Here is a 16,545-nt window from a genome sequence, read left to right on the forward strand (position 1 = left end):
TGGAGCGTCTGAGAAAGAACAGAAGCTCCATTTCTGTTTAAGGAGGAACGTACATGAAATTATCGAAAAATAAGCGTAATTCATGGGTATCGAAAGATCAATTTTTTTATTTAGCAATGATTATTCCAGGAATAATTTTTTTATTGATTTTCAATTATGGTCCAATGTTTGGTTTATGGATGGCTTTTCAAGATTTTGTACCAGCAAAAGGCATTTTCAATTCTCAATTTGTTGGCTTAGATAATTTTAACTATTTATTTCATTTACCTGATATTTGGAAAGTTACTTATAATACTATTTTTATTGCAGTAGGTAAAATCATTTTAAATACAGTGATTCCTATTATTTTTGCGATATTGTTAAATGAGATACGAGTGAAGTGGATGAAAAAATCAATGCAAACGATTGTTTATTTACCGTATTTTCTTTCATGGGTTATTTTGGGTTCTGTAGTTGTTAATCTATTTAATCTAGATGGTGTGGTCAATCAAATTTTAGAATCTATCGGTCTAACTTCGATTAATTTTTTAGGGAGTAATAAAGTGTTTCCACATTTGTTAATCTGGACAGATGTTTGGAAAGGTTTCGGTTATAATTCTATCATCTTCCTCGCAGCTATTACTTCAATTGATCCAGGTTTGTATGAAGCTGCCACAATGGATGGTGCGAGTTGGTGGCAAAAAGTCCGGCATGTCACTTTACCAGGAATGATGCCATTTATTATTCTTATGACTATTTTGGCATTACCGGGAATTTTAAGTGCCGGATTTGACCAAGTATATAATTTATATTCCCCACCAGTTTATGCAAGCGGAGATGTGCTAGATACGTATGTTTATCGGATTGGTTTGATTGGTCGAGATTACAGTTTAGGTACAGCAGTAGGTCTCGTTCGTTCGGTAGTGGGATTAATTTTGATTTATGTATCTAATAAAATAGCGGAAAAATCAACCAATAGAGTGATGTTCTAACTAAAGGAGAGACGGAAAATGAAAGAAAAATTTGGTGTTCGCCAATTAATTATTTATTTTATAGTCATACTGTTAACGTTATCTTGTCTGATTCCAATGGTCAATGTACTATCTATTTCATTAAGTAGTTCAACAGCAGTAGCAGGAAATCGAGTAGGGTTATGGCCTGTTGAGTTAACTTTAGCAGCATATGAGAGAATTATGAATGATGGTCAGTTTTGGCGCTCGTTTGGAATTTCGGTCTTTCGAGTATTTGCTTCTTTAATTCTTAATTTGGTTATTATTGTAACGATGTCCTATCCGTTATCCAAATCCAAGAAGGTCTTTCGTTCGCGAAGATTTTTTATGGGATTAATTATTTTTGCAATGTTATTTAATGGAGGGATGATTCCAACCTATTTGGTTATACGAAATTTAGGATTAATCAATAGTATTTGGTCATTGATTTTGCCTGGAGCCGTACCAATAGGCAGTATTATTCTAGTGATGAATTTTTTCCGTGGAGTTCCAAAATCACTTGAAGAATCAGCATGGTTAGACGGAGCCAATCCGTGGCAAATTTTAACTAGAATTTATATTCCCATCTCTTTACCTTCTTTAGCAACTGTTTCGCTATTTAGTATAGTTGGTAGTTGGAATGATTTTATGAGTGGATTGATTTACATGACAAAACCGCAGAATTATCCATTGATGACGTATATCCAATCACTAACAGTCAATATTGCTGAAACTATTCAAAATGCGTCTGGAATGAGTTCAGAACAATTACAAAGCTTATTAGCTGTTTCTGAACAAAACTTAAATGCTGCTAAAATTGTCGTTGCTATTGTTCCGTTGTTAATCATTTATCCATTTTTACAAAAATATTTTGTACAAGGAATTGTTGTGGGTGCAGTGAAGGAGTAGAAAATAATGGAAAATTTATTTCGTATAGATGGGCTAGTTTATCGAGTAATGTTAAAAATTTGGCAGTTATTATTGCTCAACTTCTTGATTTTAATGGCAAGTTTACCGCTAATTACCATTGGAGCTGCTCAAACAGCAGGCTTTACTGTCACAACACACATGATTACTAAAGGTGAAACTCAGATTCTAGCGACCTTTGTCACATCGTTTAAAAAGAATTTCAAGCAAAGTACTTTATTATGGGGGATATTATTGCTTAGTAGTAGTATCCTAATTATTAATTGGAATTACTTGATTCAATTTCAGCAATGGGGAAGTTGGGTAACAATCGGTTTGGGGATTGTTACGTTGCTTGTACTGAATCTATTTCAATATGCGTTTTTCTATATTGCACGTTTTGATGACTCGTTCAAATCTACTATACGAAATTTATTGAAATTGCCTATACGTTATCCAGTACGTAGTATGCTTTTAATGATTGCTGGGGGCTTGCCATTGGGAGTGATGACATTATCTCCATATACTTTTGTTTTTGGTTTGTATATGAGTTGTTTTTTAGGCATTAGTCTGGTTCACTTTTTCCGAAGCTATTTGCTTTTAAGTTTCTTTGAGAAAGTGGTGGAAAGAGGAGGAGAAAAAGATAAATAAAAAAGAACGAATTATCTAAGAGTTGTATTCCATACAGCTTAGATAATTCGTTCTTTTTACGTTGTTTGTCCTTGTAAAACTTTTACCGGTAATTTATATGCAGGTTCCCATTGTTTATCGGGATAAGTAATGCGTTGAATCAATAATTCCACCAGTAATTCAGCTAGCTCATCGATGGGTTGGACAATCGTAGTTAATTTTGGAAAATAATTTTGTACAAAACGCGTTCCATCATAGCCGACTAATTTTAAATCTTCTGGAATTTTACGTTGCATGTCTTGGCAAAGATTGTAGACAAGGATGGCGGTTAAATCATCGGTACAAAATAACCCATCGATGTCTTCTTCTTCTAAAATTCGTTTAATACGCATGGTTTTCAACGCTAAGGAATGTTCAAATGATTCAAAACGATAGACATGTTCTGTTAGTTTTTGCGTTTTTAAAAAATCAATGTACCCATGTAAACGGTCGTTGGTTGGAGAACCCGAGGCGTTACTTCCGGTAATAATCCCAATTTTTTTTGCACCTTGGGAAAATAAATATTCGGTTGCCATGTAGCCACCTTGATAATTATCGCCGCCGATAATAGGTATGCTGTCTGCTAACGCACGGTCGAATGACACAATTGGTAAATTGACTTGTTCATATTCTTTGATCCCTAAATTGTGTGCGCCAGCAATAATGCCATCGACTTTATTGGCAGCAAGCATATTCAAATAAGCTTGCTCTTTTTCTTTATTATTGGCACTGTCACATAAAATTGATTTATAGCCTCGTTTGAAAAATTTTGTTTCTAGTTTTTCAACCAATTCACCGAAAAATGGGTTGGCTACTGTTGGAAAAATCAAGCCGATTAATTGCGTATTTTTTCCTTGTAGCGAACGAGCTAATGAATTTGGCTGATAATTCAATTCTTTCATTGCTGCGTGGACTTTATCAATGGTTTTTTGACTTAATGAACCATAGTTATTAATCACGCGTGAAACAGTCGTTGGTGAAACGCCTGCTTTTTTTGCAACATCTGTGAGTTTAATTGCCATCGTCTATACTCCTTAGTTTTGTGATGATGACCGTAATTCCCAGTAATTCCCAGTATATTCTCCTTGATTTCCTTCAATGAAGAGGTGCGTTTCGCCTGCTTGTGGGAAGACACGTGAAGTTAATGCGTATTCACCATCATTGACGAAAATCTCACAAATTGATTTGTCGGCAAACACTTGCAGTTTTACTGCTTGGTTTTGGGTAAGTGTGATTGTCCGTGTGTTACCAAATACTTCATTTAACGGTAAGCTCACTTGAGAACGGTCTAAGATTATCTTACCATTTTTTGTGTCAAAATGAAGCGCTAACTTATGGTTATTTTGTTCATCTGCAAAGAAAGAGAGTGTCCCTTGACTATCAGCGGGTAAATTCACTTCAAGCTCATAACAATTGGTTGTATTTGTTACAACTGCTTGACGCGCTGCCAGTGTTCCTTGCACGGATGTTTGTGTCTGACGCAACGCTTGGTGTTCTGCAACAGGTTGTTGGTATAAGCGATTGTCTTGAATACGCAATTCACGGACTAAAGTTAAACAATGTGCCCAACCTTCTGTATCTGTTGGATAAGCCAATTCTGGCAAACCAGCCCAACCAACACTTAATACGCGACCATCTGGTGCATTGAATGCTTGTGTGGCATAAACGTCAAAACCATCATCTAAGTTTTGTAAGGGCTGTGGATTAACAATTTTAACATTCTCAACGTCAAAAGAATCGCCAATAATCACCATATTTGGATAAATATTTTCATATGGAGCAACCGTTTTTTCCATTCCTTGTGGACAGAAGATTAACACGGGACGTTCATCGATAAAGAGGAGGTTTGGACATTCAACCATGAAGCCCATTGAGTCGTTTGTGAAATCTAATTCTCCTAATAATGTCCAATCCGTAACATTTGCGCTTTGGTAAACCAATACTTTTCCTTCTTCTTGGTCATTTTGTGCACCAATCACTAATAAATAACCTTCGCCGTAAGGGATGACTTGGGGATCACGAAAATGCATCGTATATCCTTTCGGTGGTGTTGGAATTAGCGGTTTTTCGATTTTTGTGACGTGATTGTTTTGATCCATCCACGCCCCTAGTTGATAAGAAGCGCGTGACCAATTTTCTCCACGGACATTTCCTGTGTAGGCTAACAAGAGTTGATCGCCTACAGGTAAGGCTGTTCCTGAATAAACACCATGACTATCGTAGGAATTGTTAGGAAGTAAACCGTAGCCTTCGTCTTGCCAATCAACTAAATTTGTTGAAGAAAGGTGATACCAAGATTTTAAACCGTGAACTGGACCATATGGATAAAGTTGGTAAAAAAGATGCCAGCGTCCATTAAAATAAGAAAAACCATTGGGATCGTTTAATAAACCTGAGTTTGGTTGAATATGATAATTCATGTGCCACGGTGAATTTTTCTTAGCGTCAATTAGTTGTTGTTCATACGTTTGATTCCATTTTTCATAGGGGCGGTAACGCATTTCAGTTGTCCATTCGTTCATTATAAATGTGCTCCTTTTGTAAGTGTATTCTTTGCATTAAAGATAGCGTATTTTCATCTTTATGTCAAACGTATAACAGTTTAATAAAGGTTGATAAAACAATGAAGATTGCGTTTTCTAAAAATAATAAAAATAAATTTGATAAACGTTTGACAATTTTGGTAAATGGGTTATAATAAAAGTCAGAAAAAGCGATTACATTCGAGGAGGAAATAAAATGGATCACAAAAAAGTCGCGTTAGAAGTTATCGATGCAGTCGGAGAAGACAATCTGATTGCAGCAGCTCATTGTGCCACCCGGCTACGTTTAGTTTTGAGAGATACAAGCAAAATCAATCAAAGCGCACTGGATAATAATGATGATGTGAAAGGAACGTTTGAAACAAACGGTCAATATCAAATCATTATCGGACCTGGTGATGTAAACAAAGTCTATGCAGAAATTGTTCAAGCTACTGGTGTCAAAGAAGCATCAACTGACGATTTAAAAGAAATCGCTGCCAGTGGTAAAAAACCAAATCCTGTGATGGCAATGGTTAAAGCATTATCTGATATCTTTGTACCACTGATTCCGGCATTAGTTGCTGGTGGTTTGTTAATGGCGATTAACAACGTGTTAACGTCGCAAGGATTATTTGGTCCCCAATCAGTTGTAGAAATGTTTCCGGCATTCAACGATTTTGCAAGTATTATTAATTTATTAGCGTCGGCACCATTTGCATTCTTACCAGTCTTGGTAGGGTATTCTGCAACACAACGTTTTGGTGGAAACGGTTATCTAGGGGCAGCAATGGCGATGGCAATGGTTATGCCAAATCTTGTAAACGGTTATGGTGTAGCAAATGCGATTGCAGAAGGTACTATGCCTTATTGGAATATTTTTGGTTTACAAGTAGCACAAGCTGGTTACCAAGGTTCAGTTTTACCAGTTATCGCGGTGTCTTACATTTTGGCAAACTTGGAAAACTTCTTCCATAAACGCATTCCAAAAGTATTTGACTTTACCTTTACACCGATGTTAGCAATAATTATTACCGGATTTTTAACGTTTACGATTGTTGGTCCAGTGATGCGTACGGTTTCTGATGGTTTAACAGATTCTTTAGTTTGGTTATATACAACAACTGGTGCAGTTGGTTTAGGTTTGTTTGGTACATTTTATTCTTCAATTGTTATCACTGGTTTGCACCAAAGTTTCCCAGCAATTGAGACAACTTTATTAGCGGATGTTGCAAGAACAGGTGGATCATTCATCTTCCCAATCGCAGCGATGGCAAATATTGCTCAAGGTGCAGCAACATTTGCGGTATTCTTTATTACTAAAAATGAAAAACAAAAGAGTTTAGCTTCTTCTGCAGGGATTTCAGCAATGTTAGGGATTACTGAACCAGCAATCTTTGGGGTAAACTTAAAATTAAAATATCCATTTGTTTGTGCGATGATTGCTTCAGGTATCGCAAGTGTATTTATTGGTTTACTACATGTTTTAGCTGTTTCAATGGGACCTGCAGGAATTATCGGATTCATTTCAATTGCTGCAAAATCAATCCCAAGTTTCTTAATCTGTGCAGTGATTAGTTTTGTGGTCGCATTTGCGTTAACATTTGTTTATGGTAAAAAGAAAATGTCTGAACCAGAAGTAGCAGTAGCGACTGCTACAACAACAACTGTGACACCAGAAGCGCCAGCGTCAACAGTAGCAAGTACTTCAACTGTAGCGGTTGAAAAAGTAAGTTCTCCAGTTAAAGGACAAGCAGTTGCTTTATCAACAGTGAATGATCCAGTTTTTTCAAGCGAAATGATGGGTAAAGGAATTGCGGTAGTCCCTGAAAGTGACGAAGTTTTTGCCCCCGTTGATGGCACGTTGACTGTTGTTTATGATACAAAACATGCATACGGTATTGAATCAGATAAAGGTGCTGAAATTTTAATTCACATTGGGATCGACACAGTGAACTTAGCGGGTGAACATTTCACGACAGCGAAACAAAGTGGCGACCAAGTGAAAAAAGGTGATCTGTTAGGTACGTTTGATCGTGCAGCAATCAAAAAAGCAGGATACGATGATACTGTTATGGTGATTGTAACAAATACAGCGAATTATTCTGACGTTGCTCCTTTAGGAAAAACAGGAGTAGCTGCAGGCGAAGAGATTTTTGAGATTAAATAATGACAAACCAAAGCTGGTGGAAATCAGCGGTGATTTATCAAATCTATCCGCGTAGTTTTCAAGATAGCAATAATGATGGAATCGGTGATTTACCAGGCATCATTGAACGACTAGACTATTTAGCAACGTTAGGAATTGATGCTATTTGGCTAAGCCCAGTTTATCGTTCACCAAATGATGATAACGGTTATGACATTAGTGATTATGAAGCAATCGGTGAAGAGTATGGGTCCATGGATGACATGGACCGCTTGATTGCCGAAGCAAACCAACGCAATATCAAAATTATTATGGATTTAGTGGTAAACCACACGTCGGATGAACATCCATGGTTCCAGCAAGCGTTACAAGGAAAAGATAATCCTTATCATGATTTCTTTGTCTGGCGTGATACACCGAATGAATTAGAATCAAACTTTAGTGGTTCAGCGTGGGAGTATGTTCCTGCATTAGGTGAATATTACTTGCATCTGCATTCCATTAAACAACCAGATTTAAACTGGGAAAATCCAGAAATGCGCCAAGCGATTTGGGATATGATGAATTTCTGGCTAGAAAAAGGCATTGGTGGTTTCCGTTTAGATGTGATTGACTTAATTGGGAAAGAACCTGACAACTTAATCACGAAAAATGGTCCTAAATTGCATGAATTACTTCAAGAAATGAACGAAAAAACGTTTGGTGCTTATGATGTCGTAACAGTAGGCGAAACATGGGGCGCAACACCTGAAATTGCGGAATTATACTCAAAACCAGAACGGAACGAATTGTCGATGGTTTTCCAATTTGAACACATTAATTTGGACAAACAAGCTGGAAAACGTAAGTGGGATTTGAAAAAACTAGATCCACAAGATTTGCATGACGTTTTCTCAAAATGGCAAATTGAATTAGATGGTAAAGGATGGAATTCTTTATTTTGGAACAACCACGACTTACCGCGAATTGTCTCACGTTGGGGCAATGATTCAGAAGAATTCCGTGAAGTGAGTGGGAAAATGCTCGCAATTTACTTGCACTTTATGAAAGGTACGCCGTATATTTACCAAGGGGAAGAACTTGGTATGACGAATTTCCCAGTAGCGGATATTTCAGAAGTAGACGATATTGAAAGTCGTCGAATGTATGCGGAACGTTTAGAACAAGGGTACAGTAAAGAAGCGATGATCACGTCAATCAATGCAAAAGGGCGTGACAATGCACGTCATCCAATGCAATGGAATGACACTGAACACGCTGGTTTTACACAAGGAACACCTTGGTTACCTGCACATCCAAATAAAGCGAGTATCAACGTTGAAAAAGCCTTGGATAATCCAGCGTCAATTTTTTATACGTATCAAAAACTAATTGCTTTACGTAAAGAAAAACAAGTAATTATTGATGGTAGTTATGAAATAGTCGCAACGGAAAATCCAAATGTGCTAGCATACACACGGACATTAGGTGAAGAACGATTGTTTGTTGTCGTAAACTTTTCAGAAGAAGTCCAAACGTATCAATTGGCACACACGGAGTTTAAAGAAACGTTGATTCATAATTACAACACACCAATTACAACAACTTTACAACCGTACGAAGCATTTGCAGTAGAAATCTAAACAAAAACGACTGGAGCATTTGTTCCAGTCGTTTTTTGACGTTCAGGCTAATATTTACGACGTTTAAGACAAAAATAATTGAGTCGCTTCGAAACATGTTATAGTAAAAAAAAATACGTGATAGTAAAGGATAGGAAAGCGATTGAATAAAAAATTCTTATTAAGCATGGTCGTGAATCTAGTACTTATCGGTGGAATCGGGGGACTTCTTTTTGAAAAACAGCAATCCAATCAGAGATTAAATGCCACTATTTTGCATGATACTATTTATAGAGCCAAACACGGAGATGATTCATGGAATACACAACGACCAGAAGGGTACTACTTATTCGCAGATGAGGAATATATTACGGTGAAAACATTTGGACAAAAGCAGTTAATGAAAGCGAGTATCAGGTCATTGGTAATGGTGTATGTGAACTGGAACAGCATCAAGGGTTCGTTTTTGTGAAGGAAGACCATCTACAACTTAAATTATCAGAGAAGAATCCGTTGATTTTTGAGGAATATCTTATTTTTGCTAAGTTTTAAGTGAAACCGTGACATAAACAAAAAATAACCGAACGACAGAACATGAAAACTGCTCATTTTCACGGATTTTTCTGAACTGTATGGGCAATTTCGTTATCGTTCGGTTATTTTATTTAGGAAGAGACTGATGTCCTAGGGTCACTTATTTTTTTCCAATGAAACACATGTGTATGGAAATCTTCTTTGACACGAGGAATTAAAACACCCGCTTGATTTAATTCTGCTCCGCTATAGCGTTGTTTGGTGGCAACTTCTTCGTAAATCGCTGCTGCTTCAAGATAATGCATTTTTAGATATTTGGTTGGTAATGCTGGTCTGGACAAGCCGTTAAAATAAATGGCAATGGCTTCTTCTTCGTTTGTAAATAACCAACTACTCGCAAAATGGGTATCCGGTGCTTGTAAGCGATAAAAGCGTCCAAATTGGAATAACTGGCGATGTGCTTGATAAAAAACAATTTGTTGTTGGACGATGGCTAATTCTTCATCAGATAATGTTTGTAAATCCAATTCGTAACCAAAATTACCACTCATTGCTAACCATCCCCGTGTTTCAAGTGGTGTGTTTCTTCCGACTTGATGATTAGGTGTCGTTGATACATGCGCCCCCATCATAATTGGAGGATAGAGGTAACTGTAACCATATTGAATGACACTGCGACAAAGCGCATCCGAGTTATCACTCGTCCAAGTTTGTGGCATATAATACATCATACCGGGATCAAAACGTCCACCGCCACTGGAACAATTTTCAAACAAACAATTGGGAAATTGTTGTGTAATGACATCCAAGATACGATATAATCCAAGGACATAACGATGCCCGATTTCTTTTTGTTGATGTGCTGCAAAAAAGTGACTTCCTACTTCGGTTAAATGCCGATTCATGTCCCATTTAATATAATCAATCTCACCCGTTTTTAAGTAATCTGTTAATGTAGCAATTAAATACTCTTGGACGTCTGTTCGACTAAGATCAAGCACCAATTGTTGACGACCTTCTGTTAAGGGATAATCAGGAACTTGTAACGCCCATTCTGGATGGTCTTGGAATAATTGACTTTGTTTTGAAATCATCTCCGGTTCAAACCACAACCCAAAGTCCATACCTAAACGATGGACTTCTTGGGCTAATCCATGAATGCCGTTGGGGAGCTTCTCTTGATTGACAACCCAATCGCCTAAAGACGAATCATCTGAGTGACGTTCGCCAAACCAACCATCATCCAAGACAAATAATTCAATGCCCACGCTTGCGGCTTTTTCGGCTTGTTTGATTAAGGCTGTTTCTGATAATTCAAAATAATTGGCTTCCCATGTGTTTAAGAGAATGGGACGTTCTTTGTTTTTCCAAGCAGTCGGGACCAGATGTTGTTGATACAATTGATGAAAATTTTGTGACATCCCATTCAATCCTTGATTGGAATAATTTAACACGACTTCTGGGGTATCAAACTGTTCCATTGGTGCTAAATGCCATTCAAAATGATCCGGATGAATCCCTAATTGCACACGAGTGGTTCCGTATTGTTCTAGTTCAACTTGTGCGATGAAATTGCCACTGTACACCAAATGAAACGCAAAAACATTCCCTTGAAATTCCGAAGTATATCTATCAACTAAGGCTAAAAATGGTTGATGTTGTGGACTACTGGTTCCTCTGGTGCTTTCCAACCGTTGAATACCCGGACGGATAGTTTGGCGCGTGAGATTGGCTTCATTGGTATGCGAACCATCCAGCGTCAATAAATCAAAGGCACTTTCCGCTAAGTCCAGAGACATTGACCCAGCATTTTCTAAGACAACTGTTGCTTCACCGACATTTGTATAGACTGCGCGACGTGTGAGAATCGGATACTTTTCAAATAAGGTATAAATTAAACGCATTTCAAGCTGTTGAACCGAATCTTTTAAAAGAATTTCTAGTGTAGTCACATCTGTTGTGGCGCGGACACTCGGCAAGCCGGGAATGGCTTCTTTTCCTGCAAAAATTCGATACGAATCATAGTGAAAGTCCGTAATGGTATGACCTGCTTGTGCGCGAATTTGATAGTTGGCAATGCGATGATCGCCATTGCCTTGTGTGCTGGTTTCTAAAGGCAATGTATTCAGAGAAAATGTGCGTTCTTCTGGAAAGGGATTGGTTGCAAACCCACGATCGATAAATTGTAAGTGATTACTGCCAACGTAAGAAGGAAGTGTATTTCCCCAGTAGCGATGAGTCACGTAACGTTCTTTTTCAATTCCGATAACATAACTCATTTGTGGATTATTTAGATGAAAACAATGCGTTTTTTCATCAAATTGTATAGGCATAAAGACGCTCCTTTTTGATTGAAATTCGTTATACTATAAGCATAGAGGAGGGGCAAAGATGACACAAGACGAAATTATTGAGGAAGATAGCACAAAATTGCGCCAATTTTTCTCCCATCAGTTTCGCTTCTTAACAACGGAGCGCTTACCGTATATAAAAGGGTTTGGTTTGGATTATTCACCAAAAGAATATTATTGGGATGCCCAAAAACGCCAAGATTCATTTGTGGTGTTTCAATATACATTAAGTGGGACCGGTTATTTAGCAACGAAAAATAAAATATACGAATTAAATGAACAGACCTTTTTTTTGGCAGAATTGCCCAATCAGTTTACCTATTATCGCGGTGCCGAAGAATGGAGTTTTGTGTACATTGAATTCTCCAAAGAGTTTTTCCAATGGTTGTCTTTGCCTCTTCAAATTGGGACATTTCCTAAAGAACAGGTCGAAAAGATGGTCCAGCAACTCCATGAATTACGAAGCGAAGAATCCAATCTATATGAAAATTCACGTTGTGCCTACGATTTGTTTCTAACAATGAAAGAGGTCTTACACACGGAATTGTCGCCTGTTGAAAAAATCAAAGATTATTTAGAGGTTCATTATAAAAAGAATCTGTCATTAGACGATTTAGCAACGATATTTGCCCTATCTAAATACCAAATTATTCGTGCGTTTGAAAAAGAATACCAACAGACACCGATTAATTATTTAAATAACTACCGGATGATTCAGTCCTTGCGTTATTTGAAAGAAGAAATGACAGTCAAAGAAATTGCCGAAGCAGTTGGCTTTGCGGATTATAATTATTTTTCGCGCGTGTTTAAAAAAGTCATGGGACAAACACCTAGTTCTTATCGCAAAGAAATCCTTAGAAAATAACATCTTTCTCAGTCAAAGAAAGATGTTATTTTTTTAGCGCAAAATTCGGGAATTTTTTGGATGAAATGTGGGAAGAATATGGAACCGTTCTCAGTTATAATGAATCCATCAAATTAAAAACGTTTTCAGGAGGAAAGAAATGACAGTAAAAGTTGGAATTATCGGATGTGGCGGAATCGCTAAAGGGAAACATTTACCTGCATTAGCAAATGTAGCAGAAGTAGAAATGGTCGCATTTTGTGACATCATCATCGCTCGTGCCAAAGAAGCAAAAGAAAAATATGGGACAGCGGATGCCAAAGTATATGCAGATTATAAAGAATTGTTAGCTGACAATGAGTTAGATATCGTTCATGTGTTAACACCAAATTCATCACATGCGGAATTATCAATCGCTGCGATGGAAGCAGGTAGCCATGTAATGTGTGAAAAACCAATGGCAAAAACATCAGAAGAAGCTCGTGAAATGATTGCTGCTTCCAAACGTACAGGTAAAAAATTAACAATTGGTTACCAAAACCGTTTCCGTACAGATTCTCAACATTTACACACAGTTTGTGAAGAAGGCGAGTTAGGTGAAATCTATTCAGCAAAAGCGCATGCGATTCGTCGTCGTGCAGTACCAACTTGGGGCGTTTTCTTAGATGAAGAAGCACAAGGTGGCGGACCATTGATTGACATCGGTACCCACGCCTTAGATTTAACCTTATGGATGATGGACAATTACAAACCAAAATATGTGGTTGGCAATACGTACCACAAATTAGCAGAAACGAAGAATGCCGCAAATGCTTGGGGACCATGGGATCCTGAAAAATTCACGGTAGAAGATTCAGCTTTTGGTTTTGTCGTAATGGAAAATGGCGCAACCATTTATTTAGAAGCAAGCTGGGCATTAAATAGCTTAGATGTTAAAGAAGCGAAAACCACATTATTTGGAACAAAAGGTGGCGCGGATATGAATGATGGTTTAACAATCAATGGCGAAGCGCACGGCTTATTGTTCGACAAAAAAGTTGAATTGGAAACAGGTGGCGTTGATTTTTACGATGGTGCAGGTGAAGATCCAGCAACTTTAGAAGCACAATCATGGGTAGATGCTGTGATTAATGACACAGAACCCGTAGTGAAACCAGAAGAAGCATTAGTGGTTACTGAGATTTTAGAAGCAATTTACAAATCTGCAGAAACAGGACAACCCGTCTTTTTATAGACCACAGGAGGAGTGACAATGACGCAAGTAACGGTGTGGAATGAATTCCGCCACGAAAAAACAGATGAACGAGTACGTGAGATGTATCCAGAGGGGATTCATGGTCAACTGGCAGCGTTTATTAAAGAAGAATTTACGGTGCATACAGCAACGCTGGATGAACCAGAACATGGCTTAACAGAAGAGGTACTTTCTGAAACAGATGTCCTTGTTTGGTGGGGACATATGGCGCATGATGAAGTAGCTGATGAAATTGTCAATCGTGTACATCAACGTGTTTTAGAAGGAATGGGTTTAATCGTTTTGCACTCGGGTCATTTTTCGAAAATCTTTAAAAAATTGATGGGTACATCTTGTGATCTAAAATGGCGAGTGGATGACCAGCACTGTCGCATTTGGAATGTGAATCCAAGTCACCCCATTGTCGAAGGTGTCGGTGAATTTATCGAACTCGAGCAAGAAGAAATGTATGGCGAACATTTTGATATTCCAGCACCAGATGAATTGGTTTTTGTGAGTTGGTTCCCTGGTGGAGAAGTGTTCCGAAGTGGTTGTACGTATCGCCGTGGCAATGGAAAGATTTTCTATTTCCAACCTGGCCACGAAACGTATCCAAGTTATTACAATGAAAAAGTCCAACGTGTCATTAAAAACGGCATTCGTTGGTGCGCACCAACTGAAAATAACTATCCGACGTATGGACATTACCAAGCAAGAGAAGGAGCGAAATAAAGATGAAATTAGGCGTATTTACCCCATTATTTAATAACTTAACTTTTGATGAAATGATTGAAAAAGTAGCAGAAAAAGGACTACAAACAGTAGAAATCGGTACGGGTGGTTCTCCAGGTAGCGCCCATTTAGATATTGATAAATTATTAGCAAGTAGCGATGAACGCAAAGAATATTTGCACAAATTATCAGATAAAGGTTTAGAAATTTCTGCCTTGAGTGCCCATCACAACCCAATTTCACCCATTAAAGAAGTTGCACAAGAAGCAGACGAATTACTACGTAAAACTATTAAATTAGCGAATTTAATGAATGTGCCTGTAGTGAATGGGTTCTCTGGTGTAGCTGGCGGAAACGCAACAGATACCCAAGTCAACTGGCCGGTATTGCCTTGGCCAACAGAATACAACGATAGCTACGAATATCAATGGGAACAAAAATTAATTCCTTACTGGAAAGACATCAATACTGTGGCAGAAGCTGCTGGTGTTAAAATCGGTATCGAATTACATGGTGGTTTCTTAGCACATACCCCGTATACTATGTTACGTTTGCGTGATGCTGCGGGTAAAGCGATTGGTTGTAACTTAGACCCAAGTCATTTGTGGTGGCAAGGAATTGATCCAGTAGCAGCAGTTAAAATTTTGGGTGCGGAAAATGCGATTCATCATTTCCACGCCAAAGACACTTATTTAGACCAAGACAATATCAATATGCATGGTTTAACAGATATGCAACCATATGGCAATGTAAAAACACGTGCGTGGACCTTCCGTTCAGTTGGTTGTGGACATGACTTGAAAGTATGGTCAGATATTATTTCTGCATTACGTATTCAAGGATATGACTATGTTTTAAGTATCGAGCATGAAGATCCAATTATGTCAATTGACGAAGGATTAAACCGTGCGATTACTAATTTACGAACAATTATGATTAATGACCAACCAACAGATATGTGGTGGGCTTAAAAGGAGTAAAGAAGATGTCAGCAATTAACTTTGTCATTATTGGTTATGGTGGTATGGGCTCGTATCATGCACATACGTTAATGCCAACCGAACAAGAAAAAATTCATTTACTTGGGGTCTACGATGTCCTAGAAGAACGCCGTCAAGCAGCTTCTGAAAAAGGACTAATTGCTTATGACAGTTTTGAAGAAGTATTAGCAGATGAAAACGTGGAAGCAATTTTAATCGCAACCCCTAATGATAGTCATAAAGAACTAGCGATTCGTGGGCTACAAGCAGGAAAAAAAGTCATTTGTGAAAAACCGGTAGCGATGAATGTGGCAGAATTAGACGAAATTTTAGCCGTTGCCAAAGAAACAGGACAAACCTTTATGGTGCATCAAAACCGTCGTTGGGACCCTGATTTTTTAGTTGTTCGTGACTTATATCAAAAGAAACAAATTGGTGAAATTTTCCAATTAGAATCTCGCGTGCAAGGTGCTAATGGGATTCCAGGAGACTGGCGTCATTTACCTGAACATGGTGGGGGAATGTTATTGGACTGGGGTGTTCATTTATTAGACCAAATTCTTTGGTTAGTCAATAGTCCAATCAAAAAAGTATCCGTTGATTTTAGCTATGTATTAGGCGATCAAGTTGACGATGGCTTTATCAGCTATATTACCTTTGAAAATGATGTAAAAGCGTTGATTGAAGTTGGAACAAGTAACTATACAACCTTGCCTCGTTGGTACGTGAAAGGGTATGAAGGTACAGCGCGCATCGATGATTGGGATTTATCAGGTGAATTAATTCGTGCAACAAATAACGAAGATGCCTCTGCACCAAAACCGATTCAAGCAGGGGTTGGTTTGACAAAAACAATGGCACCACCTTCTGAAGAAGCAACCGAAAAATTAAGTTTCCCAGAAGCAAAAGCGGAGTACCAACCGTTTTATGCAAACTTCTATTCGGTCGTTCGCGAAGAAGCAGAACCAATTGTTAAAAACAGTGAGGTTCGCGAAGTGTTAGCATTAATTGAACACATGTTTGAATTAGCAAAATAGTGAAAAGGGGCTGTGTTA

Annotated in this window: 14 protein-coding genes; 11 read left to right on the plus strand and 3 right to left on the minus strand. The window is 38.0% G+C overall.

Going from position 1 to position 16,545, the window contains the following annotated elements; translation table 11 throughout:
• The first annotated feature begins 53 nt into the window (after positions 1–53).
• Genes PYW32_RS02505 through PYW32_RS02515 form a run of 3 tightly spaced genes read left to right on the plus strand, consistent with a single transcriptional unit; the run spans position 54 to position 2,525 of the window.
• A complete protein-coding gene (locus PYW32_RS02505; RefSeq protein ID WP_016175905.1) occupies positions 54–971 on the plus strand; it encodes an ABC transporter permease in 918 nt (305 codons plus the stop codon).
• An 18-nt stretch (positions 972–989) separates the two neighbouring features.
• Positions 990–1,877, plus strand: a complete 888-nt coding sequence (locus PYW32_RS02510) for a carbohydrate ABC transporter permease (protein ID WP_016175904.1) — start codon at positions 990–992, stop codon at positions 1,875–1,877.
• Positions 1,878–1,883: 6 nt separating this feature from the next.
• Positions 1,884–2,525: a DUF624 domain-containing protein gene (locus tag PYW32_RS02515; RefSeq protein ID WP_016175903.1), complete on the plus strand. Its 642-nt coding sequence runs from the start codon at positions 1,884–1,886 to the stop codon at positions 2,523–2,525.
• Between the two features lie 56 nt (positions 2,526–2,581).
• Here PYW32_RS02515 and PYW32_RS02520 read toward each other — a convergent pair whose 3' ends face one another.
• Positions 2,582–3,565 (minus strand): LacI family DNA-binding transcriptional regulator, encoded by a 984-nt coding sequence (locus tag PYW32_RS02520; protein WP_016175902.1) that lies wholly within the window; start codon positions 3,563–3,565, stop codon positions 2,582–2,584.
• Between the two features lie 12 nt (positions 3,566–3,577).
• Positions 3,578–5,065 (minus strand): sucrose-6-phosphate hydrolase, encoded by a 1,488-nt coding sequence (locus tag PYW32_RS02525; RefSeq protein ID WP_016175901.1) that lies wholly within the window; start codon positions 5,063–5,065, stop codon positions 3,578–3,580.
• Between the two features lie 217 nt (positions 5,066–5,282).
• Between PYW32_RS02525 and PYW32_RS02530 the strand changes: the two genes are divergently transcribed.
• The 3 genes from PYW32_RS02530 (at position 5,283) to PYW32_RS02540 (ending at position 9,287) form a co-directional block, all read left to right on the plus strand.
• The gene (locus PYW32_RS02530; RefSeq protein WP_016175900.1) at positions 5,283–7,235 is read left to right on the plus strand and encodes a sucrose-specific PTS transporter subunit IIBC; all 1,953 of its coding nucleotides are present in this window, start codon (positions 5,283–5,285) and stop codon (positions 7,233–7,235) included.
• The gene (locus PYW32_RS02535) at positions 7,235–8,836 is read left to right on the plus strand and encodes a glycoside hydrolase family 13 protein (RefSeq protein WP_016175899.1); all 1,602 of its coding nucleotides are present in this window, start codon (positions 7,235–7,237) and stop codon (positions 8,834–8,836) included. Before PYW32_RS02530 ends, PYW32_RS02535 begins: the two co-directional genes overlap by 1 nt.
• A gap of 166 nt (positions 8,837–9,002) precedes the next feature.
• Entirely contained in the window at positions 9,003–9,287 is a 285-nt protein-coding gene (locus PYW32_RS02540) for a hypothetical protein (protein ID WP_245558557.1), read from the plus strand.
• A 193-nt stretch (positions 9,288–9,480) separates the two neighbouring features.
• Here the strand turns inward: PYW32_RS02540 and PYW32_RS02545 are convergent, their stop codons facing one another.
• Entirely contained in the window at positions 9,481–11,682 is a 2,202-nt protein-coding gene (locus tag PYW32_RS02545) for an alpha-galactosidase (RefSeq protein ID WP_016175897.1), read from the minus strand.
• A 58-nt stretch (positions 11,683–11,740) separates the two neighbouring features.
• Here PYW32_RS02545 and PYW32_RS02550 point away from each other — a divergent pair, with 58 nt between their 5' ends.
• From PYW32_RS02550 to PYW32_RS02570, 5 genes are all read left to right on the plus strand, one after another.
• Positions 11,741–12,565, plus strand: coding sequence for an AraC family transcriptional regulator (locus tag PYW32_RS02550; RefSeq protein WP_016175896.1), 825 nt, complete (start codon positions 11,741–11,743; stop codon positions 12,563–12,565).
• Between the two features lie 139 nt (positions 12,566–12,704).
• Positions 12,705–13,778 (plus strand): Gfo/Idh/MocA family protein, encoded by a 1,074-nt coding sequence (locus tag PYW32_RS02555; RefSeq protein ID WP_016175895.1) that lies wholly within the window; start codon positions 12,705–12,707, stop codon positions 13,776–13,778.
• An 18-nt stretch (positions 13,779–13,796) separates the two neighbouring features.
• Entirely contained in the window at positions 13,797–14,510 is a 714-nt protein-coding gene (locus PYW32_RS02560; RefSeq protein WP_016175894.1) for a ThuA domain-containing protein, read from the plus strand.
• A 2-nt stretch (positions 14,511–14,512) separates the two neighbouring features.
• Positions 14,513–15,481, plus strand: a complete 969-nt coding sequence (locus PYW32_RS02565) for a sugar phosphate isomerase/epimerase family protein (protein ID WP_016175893.1) — start codon at positions 14,513–14,515, stop codon at positions 15,479–15,481.
• A gap of 14 nt (positions 15,482–15,495) precedes the next feature.
• Positions 15,496–16,527 (plus strand): Gfo/Idh/MocA family protein, encoded by a 1,032-nt coding sequence (locus tag PYW32_RS02570; protein WP_016175892.1) that lies wholly within the window; start codon positions 15,496–15,498, stop codon positions 16,525–16,527.
• The last annotated feature ends 18 nt before the right edge of the window (positions 16,528–16,545 follow it).

Origin of the sequence: Enterococcus saccharolyticus subsp. saccharolyticus, assembly GCF_029023825.1 — a bacterium.
In the GTDB taxonomy this organism is placed as follows: Bacteria; Bacillota; Bacilli; order Lactobacillales; family Enterococcaceae; genus Enterococcus_F; species Enterococcus_F saccharolyticus.